Genomic DNA, 15,721 nt, shown 5'->3' with positions numbered 1-15,721 from the left:
AATGAGGTGTTAGCCATCTTTAAAATGGTTTGTTTATTTTCGGACGCCAGCTTTCTTGAAACAATTATAATACTGTATGAACAAGAAATAATCAATATTATCGATATAAGTCGTGACAATCCCCTTACCGATGGGAGTTTCACAAACGCCTATCCAGATCGCAGCCCGGCATCGCCCCATGCCGGGCCGCGTAACGGAGCGTCAGTCCGTGCTGCGCTCGGCGAGCAGGTCAAGCAGCCGTTGTGCGGCATCTGCCGACGAGCCGGGGTTCTGCCCCGTGATGAGCAGGCCATCCGCCACGACGTGCGACGCCCAATCGTCTCCGCGGGTGAATTTGCCGCCATTCGCCTTCAGAATGTCCTCGACGAGGAAGGGTACCACGTCGGTCAGGCCGACCGCGGCTTCCTCGCTGTTGGTGAAGCCGGTTACGGTCTTGCCGGCGACCAGCGACGTGCCATCGGCAGCCTTGACGTGGCGCAGGACACCCGGCGCGTGGCAGACCAGCGCGACCGGCTTGTCCGCCGCGATGGCCGTCTCGATCAGGCCGATCGACCGCGGGTCTTCGGCGAGGTCCCACAGCGGGCCGTGGCCGCCGGGATAGAAGATCGCGTCGAAATCCGCCGCCGATTGCTCGGCCAGTACGTGCGTGTCGGCCAAGGCGGCCTGCGCCTCCGGGTCGGCGGCAAAGCGGCGGGTGGCATCGGTCTGCGACGACGGTTCGTCGCTCTTGGGATCGAGCGGCGGCTGGCCACCCTTTGGCGAAGCGAGCGTGATCTCGGCGCCGGCATCCTTGAAGACATAATAAGGCGCGGCCAGCTCCTCGAGCCAGAAGCCGGTCTTCTTGCCGGTATCGCCGAGCTGGTCGTGCGAGGTGAGGACGATCAGGATCTTCATGTAGGGATTCCTTCGCTGTGACGAAGCCTGACATAGCTTGTACTAGACCGGTCGTCTACAACTTCGTGGATTGATGGTGCAGGGTGCCGGCTCGCTTTCGTCACGGCGTCAGGCCGAGAAGCTGCCGGGTCGAGTGCAGCGCGATGTCGAAGGGCGCGTGCGTCCTCACGATCTTCGCCATCACGCTGGCGCCGAGCCAGAGCTGATAGAGCGACGCGGCCACGTCTTCGGCCGCCCCGGTCACGCCGACCGAGCCATCGGCGACGCCATCTCCAACCATGCGGGTCATACGCGCGATGATCGCGGCGGTACCCGTCTTCAACGTCAGCCGCATCGGCTCGGACAGATCGGCGACCTCGGCCCCGAGCTTGACCGCCAGGCAGCGCCCCTGACAGTCGAACGCGCCCTGATTGTCGCGCCAGGCCGCGAAATAGGCGCTGAGCCGCTCGGCACCGGTCAGGCCGGGCCGCGCGACCAGCGCATCCATCTCGGCGAGATACTCGTCGAAATAGGCGGCGAGCATCGCCTCGCCGAACGCGTCCTTCGATGCGAAATAGTGGTAGAAGGAGCCCTTGGGCACGCCGGCGTCCTTCAGGATCTCGGTCAGACCGACGGCCGAAAACCCCTTGCGGCTCATGATCGTCTGGCCCGTCGCGAGGATCGTGGCACGCGTACTGGTATCGGGAGGCGGAGGTGACATGGACCTGACGTATCATCGGCTAGACCGATCGTCTAGGATTGCCGCCCGCCTCCCGCCGTCTCGCGCGCCCAGCGGCCGCCCAGGGCGCGGAACAGGTCGATCTGCGCGGTCGCGATCGCAGCGTCCTGCCCGGCGAGCGCGGCCTGCGCATCGGCGAGCGTACGTTCGGCGTCGAGCTGCGACAGGCTGTCGATCCGCCCTTCGCGGCGTTGCGCGCGGGTGATGCGAGTGGCGCGGTCGGCCTGTTCGAACGCACGTTGCAGCGCGGTGCGGCGGTCGAGGGCGCGGGCATAATTGGACAAGGCCGTCTCCGTTTCGCCGAGCGCGGAAAGGACGGTGCCGTCGAAGGTTGCCAGCGCCGCCTGCGTATCGGCCTCCGCCCCGGCGATCCGCGCCCGCGCGCGGTCGCGGTTGACCGTCCAATTGAGCAATGGGCCAAGCAGGAAGTTGAGCGGTTCGGCGCCGAACAGATTGCCCAGCCCGGTACTGGTCTGCCCGATCGACCCGCCCAGGGTGATCCGCGGATAGAGGTCGGCGGTCGCCACGCCGATGCGCGCGGTCGCCGCTGCCAGCCGGCGCTCGGCGGCGCGCACGTCGGGGCGCCGCGCCAGCATCGTGGCGCCGTCGCCGACCGGGATCGGCTGCGTCAGGCGCAGCGTCGCGGTGCGCTGCGCGGCGATCGCGGGCAGCTCCTGCGGCGTGCGGCCGGTCAGCGTCGCAAGGCGGAACAAGGCCGCCTGCCGCTCGGCCTGCAACAGCGGGATGTCGGCGCTGCGCTGGTCGCGGAGCGCGGCGATCCGCGCAGTGTCGAGCGGGGTGGTCATGCCGACGTCGACGCGGCGTTCGGTGGTGCGCACCTGCCGGTCGAGCAAAGCGACGATGCGCTCGGCCACCGCGATCCGCTCGGCCGCGGCCGCGGCGTCGGCATAGGCGCGGGTCGTGTCCGCGACGATGGCGACGCGGACCGCATCGGCGTCGCCATCGGCGGCCGCGACGTCACCGCGCGCGGCCGCGACGTTGCGCGCGATGCGGCCGAACAGGTCGACTTCGTAGGACAGGTCGAGTCCGCCGTCGATCAGCCACGTCTCGCTGCCGACGCCGGGCGGGCGCTGCGCCTGTGAAAAACGGTTGTAGCCGGCGCCAGCGCCCAGCGTGGCGCGCGGGGTGCGGTCGGTACGCACCTCGCGCAGCGTGGCGCGCGCTCGGGCGAGGCGGGCGACCGCGACACGCAGATCGGTGTTGGCGGCCAGCGCCTGTGTCACCAACCCGTCGAGCACGGGGTCGTCGTAGAGCCGCCACCAATGATCGTCGGGTGCGGCGACGCTGGTCGCGGCACTCGTCGCGACGAACGGCGCGGCGGCGGTCGGCGGTGTCACCGGCAGGCGATAGTCCGGTCCGGTAGCACAGGCGGCGAGCGCGAGCAGCGAGACGGCGGCGGTCAGGGATTTGAGCATCTTGGCCCTCCTCATTCGGCAGGCTGGAGCGCGGGATCGGCGGCACCATGGCGGGTGCGGCGCGCGGCGAGCCGCAGGCCGAGCGCGCGGCAAACGACGTAGAAGGTCGGCGTGAAGATCAGCCCGAAACCGGTGACGCCGATCATCCCGAAGAACACCGCCGTCCCCAGCGCCTGTCGCAGCTCCGCGCCCGCACCGCTGGCGACCAGCAGCGGCACCGTGCCGAGGATGAACGCGAAGCTGGTCATCAGAATCGGGCGCAGCCGCACCTGCGCGGCCTGTACCGCCGCCTCGACCGGCGAGAGGCCGTCCTGCTCCTCGGCCTGTTTGGCGAATTCGACGACGAGGATCGCATTCTTGGCGGCGAGCGCGATCAGCACGACCAGCCCGATCTGCGTCAGGACGTTGTTGTCGAGCCCGCGCAGATTGACCCCGATCATCGCCGCCAGCAGGCACATCGGCACGATCAGCACGATCGACAGCGGCAGCAGCAGGCTCTCATATTGCGCCGCCAGCACCAGGAAGACGAACACCACTGCCAGCGCGAAGACGATCCCCGCGGTGCTGCCCGCCGCTTTCTGCTGATAGGCGATGCCGGTCCATTCGCTGCCATAACCGCGCGGCAGCGTGTCGGCGGCGAGCTTCTCCATCGCGATCAGCGACCGTCCCGAGGAATAGCCGGGCGCGGTGTCGCCATCGACCTCGACCGCCGGATAGAGATTGTAGCGCGTGACGCGATACGGTCCGGTGCGGTCCTGGAAGGTCGCGACCGACCCAAGCGGCACCATCCCGCCCTTGTCGGATCGCGTCTTGAGGTCGGCGATGTCGGCGGGGGTCGAGCGGAACGGCGCGTCGGCCTGTGCGGTGACGCGATAGGTGCGGCCGATCAGGTTGAAGTCGTTGACGAACGCGCTGCCCAAATAGACCTGCAACGCCTCGAACACGCGCGCCGGCGGCACGCCGAGCATATTGGCCTTGGGGCGATCGACATCGGCGAAGATGCGCGGCGTCGCGGTGTTGAAGAAGGTATAGACCTGCGCCAGCCCCTCGGTCTGGTTGGCCTTGGCGATCAATGCGCCCGCGGTGGCGTCGAGCTGCTTGTAGCCGGCACCCTGCCGGTCCTGCACCATCAGCCGATAGCCGCCCGCCGATCCGATCCCCTGGATCAGCGGGGGCGGGACGACGAGAATGCGTGCCTCGTCGATGTCGGCGGTCGCCTTGCGGGTCGCGTCCATCAGCCCCGCGAAGGTGACGCCCAGCTTCTCGCGCTCGGCGAACGATTTCAGGGGCACATAGGCGGCGGCGGTGTTGGGGGCGAGCGTCTGCGACGGGCCGTCGAAGCCCGCCAGCATCACCACGCCCTTGACGCCGGCGAGCGGCAGGATGCGCTTGGCGACCTTCTGCACCACCGCGTCGGTACGCTCGACCGAGGCGCCGGCGGGGAGCTGGACGATGGTCAGGAAATAACCCTGATCCTGCGCCGGGATGAAGCCGGTCGGCGTCGCCCAGAACAGACCGACCGTGGCGACGATCAGCCCGGCATAGACCGCCATCATCCGCTTCGGCCGTCGCACCAGCCGCGCTGTCAGCGCACCGTAACGCTGGCTGAGCCGCTCGAACGTGGTGTTGAAGCGGTCGCCGGCGGCGCGGACGAGCCGCGTCGCGCGGTTGCCGCCCTCGTGCGTGTCGTGCGCGCGCAGCAGGATCGCGGCGAGCGCGGGCGACAGCGTCAGCGAGACGATCAGCGAGATCACCGTCGCCGTCGCGATCGTCACCGCGAACTGCTGATAGAAGGCGCCGGAGAGGCCGGTGAGGAACAAGGTCGGCACGAACACCGCACAGAGCACCAGCACGATCGCGACCAGCGCGCCGGACACCTCGTCCATCGACACCATCGCCGCCTCCAGCGGCGGCAGGCCGCGCGCCAGATTGCGCTCGACATTCTCGACCACCACGATCGCATCGTCGACGACGATGCCGATCGCCAGAACCAGCCCGAACAGCGACAGCGTGTTGAGCGAATAGCCGACCGCCGCGAGCACCGCGAACGTGCCGACCAGCGACACCGGGATCGCCACGATCGGGATGATCGCCGCGCGCCATTTCTGGAGGAACACCAGGATGACGAGCACGACCAGCACCATCGCCTCGAACAGGGTGTGGATCACGGCATCCACCGATTGCGCGATGAATTCGGTGGGATTGTAGATGACGCGATATTCCAGTCCCTTGGGGAAGGATTTCGACATCGCCTGCATCTCGGCCTCGACCTTCTCCGCGGCGGCGAGCGCGTTGGAGCCGGGACGCTGGAACACCGCCGCGATCACGGTCGGCTGGCCGGACAGATAGGTGTTGGAATTATAGTCCTGCGCACCCAGTTCGACGCGCGCGATGTCGCGGACGCGCACCTGCCGTCCGTCGGCGTCGGTACGGATTACGACGTCGGCGAATTGCCCCGGTTCGAGCAGGCGGCCCTGCGTCTCGACGTTGAGCTGGAAGGCGCTGCCGTGCGAATAGGGCGGTTGGCCGAGCGAACCGGCGGCGACCTGCACGTTCTGCGCGCGCAGCGCCGCGACGATATCGCCGGCGGTGAGGTTCAGCGCGGCGGCGCGGCCGGGATCGATCCAGACGCGCATCGCATAGTCGCGGCTGCCGAACAGGCGAACGTCGCCGACCCCGTCGATCCGCGCGAGCCGGTCGCGGACCTGGGTCAGCGCGTAATTGGAGATATAGCCGCGATCGAGCGAATTGTCGGGCGAGATCAAATTGACGACCATCAGGAAGTCGGGGCTGGTCTTGCGCGTGACGACGCCCAGCCGCTGCACCTCTTCGGGCAGGCGGGGAACCGCGATCGCGACCCGGTTCTGCACCAGCACCTGCGCCGCATCCAGATCGGTGCCGATCTTGAACGTGACCGTGATCATGACGTTGCCGTCGCCGGTTGACTGGCTCGACTGGTACAGCATGTTGTCGACGCCGTTGATCTCCTGCTCGATCGGCGCGGCGACCGTCTCCGCGACGGTTTCGGCAGAGGCGCCGGGGTAGCTGGCGGAGACCGTCACGGTCGGCGGCACGATGTCGGGATATTGCGCGACCGGCAGCCCCCAGTAAGCGATGGCGCCAACCAATGTGATGATGACCGCGATGACGCCCGCGAAGATCGGGCGGGTGATGAAGAAGCGCGACAGGCGCATGATAGGCTCCCCCTTTACGAGGATGAAGACGGCCGGGACGTGGGTCGGCGAAGCGTCAGGAGGTGAAGGTCGCCTCGCCGGTGGTCGGCGACAGGCCGCCGGGGGCGGGGGCGGCAACGACCGGCGCGATGCGGCCTGCGCGCACCTGCACTTTCGTCCCCGGCATCGCCATTTGCGTGCCGCCGATCACGACGCGATCGCCGCGCGACAGCCCGCCGCTGACGATCCGCAGCCCGTCGAGGACCGGGCCGAGCGTCACCGGCTTGACCACCACCGTGCCATCGCGCGCGACGGTCAGCAGCGTCTTGCGCGCCTGATCGGTCTGCACCGCCGCATCCGGCACCAGCAGCGCATGCGTGGTGCCGCCGCTGGCCAGCCGCATGTTGCCGAACAGACCGGGGGTCAGGAACATATCCGGGTTGGCGAGCACGGCACGGCTGCGGATCGTGCCGGAACGCGGATCGAAGCCGTTGTCGGTGAAGTCGAGCTTGCCGTGCCAGCGATAATCGCTCTCGTCCTGCAACCGTACGTCGACCGCCGGGGCGACATTGCCGGCGACGCGCGCGCGCTTGCCCTTGAGGAACAGCGCCTCCGATCCGTCGAAGGTGAAATAGATCGGATCGAGCGCGTTGATCGTCGTGAGCAGCGTGCCGCTGGTGTCGCCACCCGCGACGAGGTTGCCGGGGTCGACGCGGCGGCTTGAGATCCGCCCGCCGATCGGCGCGCGGACCTGCGTGAACTCGACGTCGAGCGCGCGGGCGCGCACGCGCGCCTCCGCGGCGGCGATCGCCGCAGTGGCGGCGCGGACGCGGGCGCTCAGTTGGTCGAGCTCGCCCTTCGACACCGCATCCTCCGCCTCCAGCCGGTTGGCGCGGTCGAGGTTGGCGCGGGCCAGCGCGAGGTCGCTGCGCGCGCTTGCCAGCCCGGCGCGGGCCTCGGCCAGCGCGGCGGCGAACGGGCGCCGATCGATCGTGAACAGCAACTGGCCCGGTCGCACGGTCGCGCCGTCGGTGAAGTGCAGCGCGGTCACCGCGCCGGACACGCGCGCGCGCACCTCGACGGTGCGGCTCGGTTCGAAGCGGCCGACGAAATCGTCCCATTGCGCGACGTCGCGCTGTAGCGGCGCGGCGACCGTGACGGTCGGTGCGGGGGCGGCCGAGGCAATCGCCGGCTCGCTGCGATTGACCGCCACACCGGCGGCGATCGCGAGCAAGGCGGGGACGCCGATCCACAGCGACCGGCGCAGCAGCGGCGACGACGCGGCTGGCGGGGCGAGCGGCGTCGCGTGGGTCGTGTCCACGGGGGCGTGCACGGTCATCGACGCGCTCCCATCGTCTTGCGGCGGGCGACGCCGATACTGTCCGTCATCAGCTCATATTGCGCCGGCGAGAAACCGGCGTTGAGGAAGCGGGTCAGCTCGGCGCTCGGTATCGTATAACCGTAATGCCACGCGAAGACCGCGATCCGGCGCAGCGCCTCCAGACGCTCGTCCGCGAGCATCGGGTTGTGCGGCTGCCGGAACAGCGCGCCGAGCGCGCTGGCCATGCGGCCGGGGCGGCGGAGCGACGACAAGGCGTCCTTGCGTGCCAGGGCGACGACCGACCATTCCAGCCCGGTGAGTCGGGCGGCAGGTTGGTCGTCGATCGCCGGCACCGCGGCCGGTGTGGCAGGGGGAAGGGCGGGGAGGCGGTCGGCGTCGAGCATCAGATAGGCCATGCGAGATCCCTGAATTGGACGTGCGCGAACACCGCCCGGCATCGCGGACGACGACGGGGCACACCGATCGATCGGTGGCGGGCGCACGGAGCCGGCGGGCGCTGGCGGCCCGTTGCGGCAGGTCGTGATGAGAAGTGGCGGGCGCGACCGTCAGGTCGCGTCGGGTCGTCCGGTCAGTCCAGGATCCATGTCGGCTCCTTCGATCGTGAACCGCCGGCGTGGCGTTTCATTCCGTACCGCATGGTATATTAACCGCTTCCGCGAAGATCAACGTCTTTCTGTACCGGGCGGTAATTTATTTCGCGTTCAGCGGCTGGGCCACATCATCAGCCCAATGTCGACGACGCGGTCCAGATCGGTGCGGGTCGCGCCGGAGCCGGCCTGCACCGCCATGCCCTGCAGCATCGCGTAGAGATATTGCGCGAGTCCTTCCGGATCGGCGCCGGGGGCGAGGTCGCCATCGCGCTGCGCCGCGCGGAAGCGCTCGACCAGCGCTGCATGCGCGGCGGCGCGACGCTCGATGATATGGCCTCTGATCGACTCGGCCTCGGCGCCGCAGGCGGTGGCGCTGATGACGCCCAGACAGCCCTTGGGATCGGATGTGCTGGTCTGCGCCACGACCGCGCCGCGCATGAGATGCTCGGCGACCGCGCGGGCGGTCGGCTGTTTGAGGGCATCGCGGGTATAGGCCATCTTCTCGGCGCCGTAGAGATCGAGCGCACGATGGAACAGCTGCTCCTTGTTGCCGAACGCGGCGTAGAGGCTGGGTTTGGTGATGCCCATCGCCGCGGTCAGATCCGCCATCGACGCGCCGTCATAGCCCTTCGCCCAGAACACGCCGAGCGCCGCGGCCAGCGCCGCTTCGGTGCAGAATTCGCGCGGCCGGCCACGCGTCGCAACGGCAGGAGCAGATTGCATAACGCTCGGTATATAATGATCGACAACGCCCGCGTCGAGGGCCGTCACATAGTAAGTCATTCGCCGGCGATCGGTTTTTGAGAGCGGTCGGGAGTGGAATGTGGATCGACCGTCTTGCACGCCGTAAGACTGGGAGGATCTGCGGCATCGTCCCAATCGAGCGGACGGCATCGTACGTCATGCGGGAGGGCGATCTTGCGACGGCGGTTCGATCAGTCGAACATCCGGTGGTGGAGGATCAGCGCCGCGGCCCCCAGCGGTGCCGCCAGATCGGGCGCCAGCGTCGCTACCGCGAGCTTTGCCGGCGGTTCGCGAACGCCGCGCCGTTCCGGCAGGGTGAGTTCCGGCCATTGCACGCCGTCGACGATCCGGCGGGCAAGCGCGCGCGGCAGCCGGCCGCCGAGCACGATCGCCTCGCAGTCGAAGGCGTAGCGCAGCGTCTGGAACAGCCAGGTGAAGGACTCCTGGCGCGCGTCGAGCCATGGCTCGACACCGGGCCAGCGCGGATCGAACCGCGCCACCAGATCGCCGATGCCGTCGCACTCGGTGCCGTGGGCCGCGAGCATCGCACGAAGGTCGCCGAGATTCGGCGTGGCGCGGCCGGCGAAGGGGAACAGTCCGGCGATCTCGCCAGCATTGCCGTGATGGCCGCGCAGCAGCTGGCCGTCGACGACCGTCGCGGCGCGGAAGCCGGCCGCGACGTTGACGTAGCAGAAGCTGCCGAAGTCGGCACCGACGCCGAGCAGGTGCTCGCCGATCGCGGTGGCCGCGGCGATGTTCTCGACCATCGCGGGCAAGGCGAGGCGGCGGCTGACGAGCGCCTCGAGATCGATCAGCGCCCAGTCGTCGAGCTCGGGGGCGGGGTTGACGGTGCGCGGGGCGGTGAAGAAGCCGGCGATCGCCACGCCGATGCCGACGATCCGGTCGGGCAGGGACTGTTCGTCACGGAACCGCACGACCGCGTCGAGCAGCCCGTCGCGCGGCATCCCCGGCAGGCTGATCTCGCGGCGCGCGCGCACCGCCCCGGCGAGGTCGAGCAGCAGCACGTCCGCGCGGTCGGTCATCACCGACAGGCCGAGGCTGAAGGCGGCATCGGGGACGATGTGGATCGTCGCGCTCGGCTGGCCGCGGCCCTGCGCCACCGCCTCGCCGGCGCGGACCAGCCCCGCCGCCTCCAGCTCCTCGGTGGCGCGGAAGATCGCGGTGCCCGACAGGCCGGTGTCGCGGATCAGCGTCGATCGCGACAGGCTGCCGTGCCGCCTGACGAGGGTCAGCACGCGGCGTGCACGCGGGGTCAGGGAGAGGCGGTTCATCTTCACTAACCTCACGCACAGGACGACCTACCTGGCGTTAGCCCCGGCGTCTTCAGACTGTCAAATATATATCGTACAGGATGATATGTATTAGACGAAGTCGAGGGGGCTCATGACATATCTATCGAGGCATTCCATGCTGTTGACGCTGGCGGCTGCCACGATGCTGGCGGGAATGCCGGCGCAGGCGCAGGCGCAGGTGAGGGACGGCGCGGCCGTCGCGCCGGACGCGAACAGCGACGGCGACCAGCCGGACATCGTCGTCACCGGCTTCCGCGCGTCGCAGCGCTCGGCGACCAAGGCGAAGCGCGAGGCGGCGGTGATCCTCGATTCCGTCGCGCAGGATGATGTCGGCCGGCTGCCCGACCTCAACATCGTCGAGGCGAGCCGGCGGATCACCGGCGTGTCGGTGGTCGGCGGGGCGGACGCGACCAAGAACCGCGACATCTACCAGCGCGCGACGATCCGCGGCCTCGATCCGCGCTACAATCTCGTCACGATCGACGGCATTCCGCTCGCCTCGCCCGACTGGGTCTATCGCGGTGCGCGGCTCGAGATGCTGCCGGCATCGCTCGTCTCGCGGATCGAGGCGATCAAGAGCGTCAGCGCGCAATATGATCCGCACGCGCTGGGCGGCCAGATCAACATCGTGTCGAAAAGCGCCTTCGACGGCCGCGGCGACCGCAGCCTCGTGCTCAACGCCAATGCCGGCGACAACGACACCGCCGGCAAGCTCGTCCGCAGCGGTGGCGTGACGATCCGTACCGATGCGACCGCCGCGGCGCGGTTCGGCGCCAACCGGGATTTCGGCGTGGTCGCCTCGGCGGAGTACCAGCGCCTGCCGTCGACCGCGCGCGCCGAGCTGCCCGGCGACAGCAATGGCGCGGGCTGGTCCTATTTCACCGCCGCGGGGGCGCGCACGCCGTTCGCCACGCTGTCGACCGGTTATCCGGTGCCGGTGCGCAACCAGGACTATTTCTTCGAGAATATGCGCACCCGGCTCAGCGGCAACCTGAAGCTGGAATGGCGACCCGACGATGCGACCGCGCTGGCGCTGTTCGGCGGCTATTATCACGACACCGATACCGAGACCCGGTACGAGATGCTGACCGTCCCGACCGGCGCGCCGACCGACGTCACGCCGACCAGCGGCCGCTTCGCGCGCGGCGACCTCCAACAGGGGCTGACCTATCAGCCGGTGACGCGCGACACCTGGCTGGTCGATGCCAAGGGGCATCACGACTTCGGCGGTGGCGTGGTGCTCGACACGACGCTCGCGCGCTCGCAGGCGACCTATCGCGAGCTGCGCGAGATGATCAAATACGACACCAATCCGCAGGCGGGCAGCGCCACGGCAGGCTATCTGCCGGCATTCGGCTATGCCTATCGCGTCGTCAAAGCGCGGCCGCGGCTGACGCTCAACGATACCGCCGCGGCCAACAACCCCGACAGCTATCGCGCGCTCTACTATCGCAGCATCGATCGCGATCTCGATTCGACGGTGGATTTCGCCAGGGTCGATCTCGGCCTCAACGCCGCGGCGGCCGATCGTGGCTTCGGCGCGAGGGTCGGCGCGGCGGTGACGCGCACCGATCTCGCCTATGATCAGCGCTACGCCGAATATGTCCCGGCCAATGCCGCCGGGCAGACGACGATCGGGTCGATGCGCGGCATCCTCTACGACCGGCGCCCCGGCGCCTATATGACGCCCGACGTCGCCTATCTGCTGATCGACCGGCAGGCGGCGTGGCAGCGGTTCGCGGCGACGCGCAGCGCCTTCGTCGCGACCAACCAGGTGGCCAACAATGCCGCCGACGATTTCCGCGATCTGGAGACGGCCAAGGCCGCCTATGCGCAGGCGCTGTTCCGGACCGATCGCTTCGACGTGCAGGCCGGGGTGCGCTACGACGATACGCATGTCGTCGTCGACACCAACCAGCTGACCAGCGCCGCGGCGGCCGCCTATCGCGCGATCCGGCGTACCACCGGCTATGCCTATTGGCTGCCCTCGGCGCTCGCCACCTATCAGCTCGGCGACGGCATGCGGTTGCGCGCCGGCGTGTCGAAGACGATCGGCCGGCCCGATTACAATCAATATGCGGTGCGCAACACGTTCGGGATCGGCACCGACGGCACGCTGACGATCAGCACCGGCAACCCCGACCTGAAACCGCGCGAGGCGTGGAATTACGACCTGTCCTACGAATGGTATCTCGGCGCGGGCATGATCTCGGTCGCCGCCTTCACCAAGGATATCCGCAACGAGATCTTCACCAGCAGCCAGCAGGGGCCGGCGACGCTGTTCCAAGGCGTCACCTACCAGAATGTCTTCGTCACCACGCCGCGCAACGCCGCGTCGGCGCGGGTGAAGGGGCTGGAGATCGGCTATACGATCGACCGGATCGCCACGGTGCCGGGCCTCGGCTTCAACGCCAACGTCACGCTGCTCGACGGATCGTATCGCCAGCCGGTCAGCGCGGCGGGGATCAAGACGGGCCTGCCCGCGACGCGGCGGACCAGCGGATTGATCCAGCAGCCCGATTATATCGCCAACCTCACCGTCTTCTATGCCACCGGCCCGGTCGAGCTGCGCGGTTCGTACAATCGCATCGGTCGCGCGCTGCAATCGGCGGACGGCGATACGCCGCTGCGCGACCTCTATCAGGAGCCGCGCCAGCAATTCGACGTGCAGGCGCGTTTCGCGGTGCGCGACGGGCTCGACCTCGTCGGGCAGGTGCAGAATCTGACCAAGGAGGCGTTCGTCGTCCGCCAGGGGCGCCGACGCGAGGACGTCAATTACTTCTTCCCGGTCGGGCGGACGATCTGGCTCGGCCTGTCGTGGACGCCGAAGCTATGAGGCCGCTGCCGGGGGTGATGGTGGCGGCCCTGATGCTCGCCGCCACCGCGGCTGCGGCGCAGGAGGCCGGTCGGGTGCCGGCCGAACCGATGGTCCGCGTCGTGCTCAAATTCGTCAAGCGCGGCGCGGGCGGGGGCGTCCGCTTCGATCCGGCGAGCTGTCCGGCGTGCCGGATCGTCACCGACGCCAATTGGAACGCCGACAACGCCCGCGAGACCGTCGTCGCCGTGTCGGTGCCGCGGATGCGGTCGCTGGAGCTCCGCTTCGCCGGCCAGGCCGCGACGATCCGGCGGGTGATCCTCGAGGGCGGCGACCTGCCGTTCCGGCGCGCGGGTGCGCGGCTGGTCGTGGCGCTGCCGCCGGTGCCGGCGGATGCGATCACCGCCGGCGAGGTCGCGACGCATATCGTCGAGCCGGGCATGGTGCTGCGCTTCGAACATGCCGACCCGGCACGGCGCGCGGGCGACTATGCCGGCGGTCGCTTCCCCTCGGTCGAGCGTGCCGCGGCCGACACGCTCGAATTCGCGCAGCGCGAGGTGGTGCGCGAACTCGGGCTGGGCGCGCATGTCGGGCGGGCGGGGCTGGGGACGATCCAGATCATGGGCTTCGACACCAACGCCCCCCACGACCATCGCGACTCCCCGCCGCACGTCCACATGCATCTGCGCTGGCCGGACAATATCGGCACGCAGATCGGCCATTATTATATCGGGCCGGACGGCTTGCTGAGCCACAATGTCGTTGGGGTGAAAGGGCTGGGAGCGCCGCAGCGGCACTTCGGCCGCGGCGAGGCCTTTACGACGATCGGTGCGGACGGGCGTGCCGTCTACACCCACCGCATCACCGCCGAAGGCTGGCTCGATCTCGGCGCGGCGGACGGGCCGCCCTGCCATATCCGCCCGGCCGGCGCCGGCGGCTTCGCGGGTGGTGCGATCGTCGCCTGTCCGGGGCAGCCGCCACGGCGGATCACCGTCGCCGACGACCTCGCGCGCGGCCTGCTGACCGTCGACACCGACGCGATCCGCGAGACCTTCCGCTACGATCCCGACACCGGCCGGCTGCTGTCGCCGACCGACGTCGCCCCGCCCGGCCCGTCGGTGTTCACTGGCGACGGATGACGCCGCGCGCCGTCCGTACCGGATGTCCGGCCGCCACCCGGGGGCTGATGCCTAAGCCTGATCCGGCGGCCCCGCCTCGACGGCGGCGGGATCCATCCAGAACGGCCCGAATCCGTGGCCATCGAGGTCCTCGAACGCGCGGCTGTACATGAAACCCATGTCTTGTGGTTCGTACAGTTCGCGTCCACCCGCCTCGACCGCCGCGCGCGTGACCGCGTCGACGTCTTCGCGACTGTCGAACGACAGCGCGTAATGGCCGGTCGAGTGCGTCGCCGCATCGACGATCGTCTTCTCCGTGAATGTCGCGAAGAAGGGCTTGGCGAGAAGCATGACGTAGATCGCGTCCGACCACACCATCGACGACGACTGCGCATTGCTGAACCGCGCGTTCTTCGCGAAGCCGATCGCCTCGTAGAAAGCGGTCGATGCCGCGACATCGGCGACCGGCAGGTTGACGAAGATCATCTTGGGCATGGTTGAGGTCCTCTCCATCGTAGCGACGGCCGTCGACTCGGCTCGTTCGCGAACTATGCGCTTCCCGACGCCGCCCGTCGTCCCCGCATTCAATAGCCGGGGCCGTGGCTGGCGTCGTCGCGCAGGTGGCGCTCGCCTGGGCGATGGCGAAGCCGGGCGTCACCTCGCCACTGATCGGTGCGCGGACCGTCGAGCAGCTGACCGGCAACTTGACCGCTGCCCCGCTGACGCTCGACCACGAACAGATGGCACGATTGGATGAGGTAAGCGCTCCTCCGCCCGGCTTCAGCGCCGGGCTGGCGTCGCTCGCCATTCGGCGCATGTATTTGGAGGTCGCGATGTTTGCGGCTGGGGCGAGTAGGGGGGACACCGCGATCAGCTCGGTTTCTGGGTCAGCACGTCCGGCATTCTAATCAGAACCGAGCATCTCGTAATCGAACGTCGCCAGCCCGTTCGCCGGCACCGTCGTCGCCCAGACGTAGCGGTCGTTGCGCCGACGGAGCGGCTGCCGGAATCGCAGATGCTGGTCGTCACCGTTGGTCCCGAGCCTGGCCTCGAACTCGATCGGCCATGGGTTGGCGTTGGTGACCGTCAGCAGATGACCGCCCGCGTGACGGCGCGCCGGCCGATCGGCGATCTCCACCGAAACACCGGGGCCGGCATCGAGCCGATACTCGATGTCCTCGCCCACCGCTTTGTCGTCGGTCCTCGTGGAGCCGATCAACAACCGTCGACCGCCCATCTCCTGAAACACTTCGACTTGCCCCGCCGGCAATGGCGCTCCGAGGCCACCGGTGGTGGTGTTGCGGGCGCGCAGGATCAGGCGGGGGGCGCTCGCATCGGCGTCGAAGACGTCGCTGACATACACCGCGCGCATCGCCACGCCTTGCCGGGCGAGGAATGCCACCTGCTTCTGCGCTTTCGCCGCGACGGTGACCCGGTCGGGGAAGCGGTAGAGCTTGAGGTCGCCAAGTTCCTCCTGCATCGCGATTCTGGCGCCAGTAACGACGATTTCCTGAGCCATCGGCGCTGGCGGGGGCGGCGGTGGCGGTGGCGGCGGGGGAGGCGGCAATGGCGAAGAAT

Annotated in this window: 13 protein-coding genes; 3 read left to right on the top strand and 10 right to left on the bottom strand. The window is 68.8% G+C overall.

Going from position 1 to position 15,721, the window contains the following annotated elements; genetic code table 11:
- Positions 1 to 201: 201 nt before the first annotated feature.
- The 8 genes from FFS23_RS05655 to FFS23_RS05620 all read right to left on the bottom strand — a co-directional run bounded on the left by FFS23_RS05655 (position 202) and on the right by FFS23_RS05620 (position 10,189).
- On the bottom strand, positions 202 to 894 hold the full coding sequence (locus FFS23_RS05655; protein WP_137897812.1) for a type 1 glutamine amidotransferase domain-containing protein: 693 nt from the start codon (positions 892 to 894) through the stop codon (positions 202 to 204).
- 100 nt (positions 895 to 994) lie between these two features.
- Complete coding sequence (locus FFS23_RS05650) at positions 995 to 1,594, bottom strand: TetR/AcrR family transcriptional regulator (protein WP_137897811.1); 600 nt, start codon at positions 1,592 to 1,594, stop codon at positions 995 to 997.
- Positions 1,595 to 1,626: 32 nt separating this feature from the next.
- Positions 1,627 to 3,048: an efflux transporter outer membrane subunit gene (locus FFS23_RS05645; protein WP_137897810.1), complete on the bottom strand. Its 1,422-nt coding sequence runs from the start codon at positions 3,046 to 3,048 to the stop codon at positions 1,627 to 1,629.
- 11 nt (positions 3,049 to 3,059) lie between these two features.
- A complete protein-coding gene (locus tag FFS23_RS05640) occupies positions 3,060 to 6,242 on the bottom strand; it encodes an efflux RND transporter permease subunit (RefSeq protein WP_137897809.1) in 3,183 nt (1,060 codons plus the stop codon).
- Positions 6,243 to 6,297: 55 nt separating this feature from the next.
- Positions 6,298 to 7,560, bottom strand: coding sequence for an efflux RND transporter periplasmic adaptor subunit (locus tag FFS23_RS05635; protein ID WP_137897808.1), 1,263 nt, complete (start codon positions 7,558 to 7,560; stop codon positions 6,298 to 6,300).
- Positions 7,557 to 7,958 (bottom strand): hypothetical protein, encoded by a 402-nt coding sequence (locus FFS23_RS05630; RefSeq protein ID WP_038659170.1) that lies wholly within the window; start codon positions 7,956 to 7,958, stop codon positions 7,557 to 7,559. Before FFS23_RS05630 ends, FFS23_RS05635 begins: the two co-directional genes overlap by 4 nt.
- Positions 7,959 to 8,264: 306 nt before the next feature.
- Complete coding sequence (locus FFS23_RS05625) at positions 8,265 to 8,876, bottom strand: TetR/AcrR family transcriptional regulator (RefSeq protein WP_171009377.1); 612 nt, start codon at positions 8,874 to 8,876, stop codon at positions 8,265 to 8,267.
- A gap of 212 nt (positions 8,877 to 9,088) precedes the next feature.
- Positions 9,089 to 10,189 (bottom strand): ROK family transcriptional regulator, encoded by a 1,101-nt coding sequence (locus FFS23_RS05620; RefSeq protein WP_137897807.1) that lies wholly within the window; start codon positions 10,187 to 10,189, stop codon positions 9,089 to 9,091.
- Between the two features lie 136 nt (positions 10,190 to 10,325).
- On the opposite strand from FFS23_RS05620, the gene FFS23_RS05615 reads away from it, so the two are divergent.
- Both FFS23_RS05615 and FFS23_RS05610 read left to right on the top strand, forming a co-directional pair.
- A complete protein-coding gene (locus FFS23_RS05615; protein WP_171009376.1) occupies positions 10,326 to 13,046 on the top strand; it encodes a TonB-dependent receptor in 2,721 nt (906 codons plus the stop codon).
- Positions 13,043 to 14,164, top strand: coding sequence for a hypothetical protein (locus FFS23_RS05610; protein WP_212742915.1), 1,122 nt, complete (start codon positions 13,043 to 13,045; stop codon positions 14,162 to 14,164). Before FFS23_RS05615 ends, FFS23_RS05610 begins: the two co-directional genes overlap by 4 nt.
- Before the next feature lie 51 nt (positions 14,165 to 14,215).
- Here FFS23_RS05610 and FFS23_RS05605 read toward each other — a convergent pair whose 3' ends face one another.
- Positions 14,216 to 14,638, bottom strand: coding sequence for a VOC family protein (locus tag FFS23_RS05605; protein WP_137897805.1), 423 nt, complete (start codon positions 14,636 to 14,638; stop codon positions 14,216 to 14,218).
- Positions 14,639 to 14,742: 104 nt separating this feature from the next.
- Between FFS23_RS05605 and FFS23_RS05600 the strand changes: the two genes are divergently transcribed.
- The gene (locus FFS23_RS05600; RefSeq protein WP_249340537.1) at positions 14,743 to 15,051 is read left to right on the top strand and encodes an aldo/keto reductase; all 309 of its coding nucleotides are present in this window, start codon (positions 14,743 to 14,745) and stop codon (positions 15,049 to 15,051) included.
- Here the strand turns inward: FFS23_RS05600 and FFS23_RS05595 are convergent.
- A complete protein-coding gene (locus FFS23_RS05595) occupies positions 15,048 to 15,662 on the bottom strand; it encodes a hypothetical protein (RefSeq protein WP_137897804.1) in 615 nt (204 codons plus the stop codon). The genes FFS23_RS05600 and FFS23_RS05595 overlap by 4 nt on opposite strands.
- Between the last annotated feature and the right edge of the window lie 59 nt (positions 15,663 to 15,721).

The sequence above is a fragment of the Sphingomonas sp. 2SG genome (genome assembly GCF_005503285.1).
Taxonomy (GTDB): Bacteria; Pseudomonadota; Alphaproteobacteria; order Sphingomonadales; family Sphingomonadaceae; genus Sphingomonas; species Sphingomonas taxi.
This window is presented reverse-complemented; position numbering and strand designations above follow the sequence as displayed.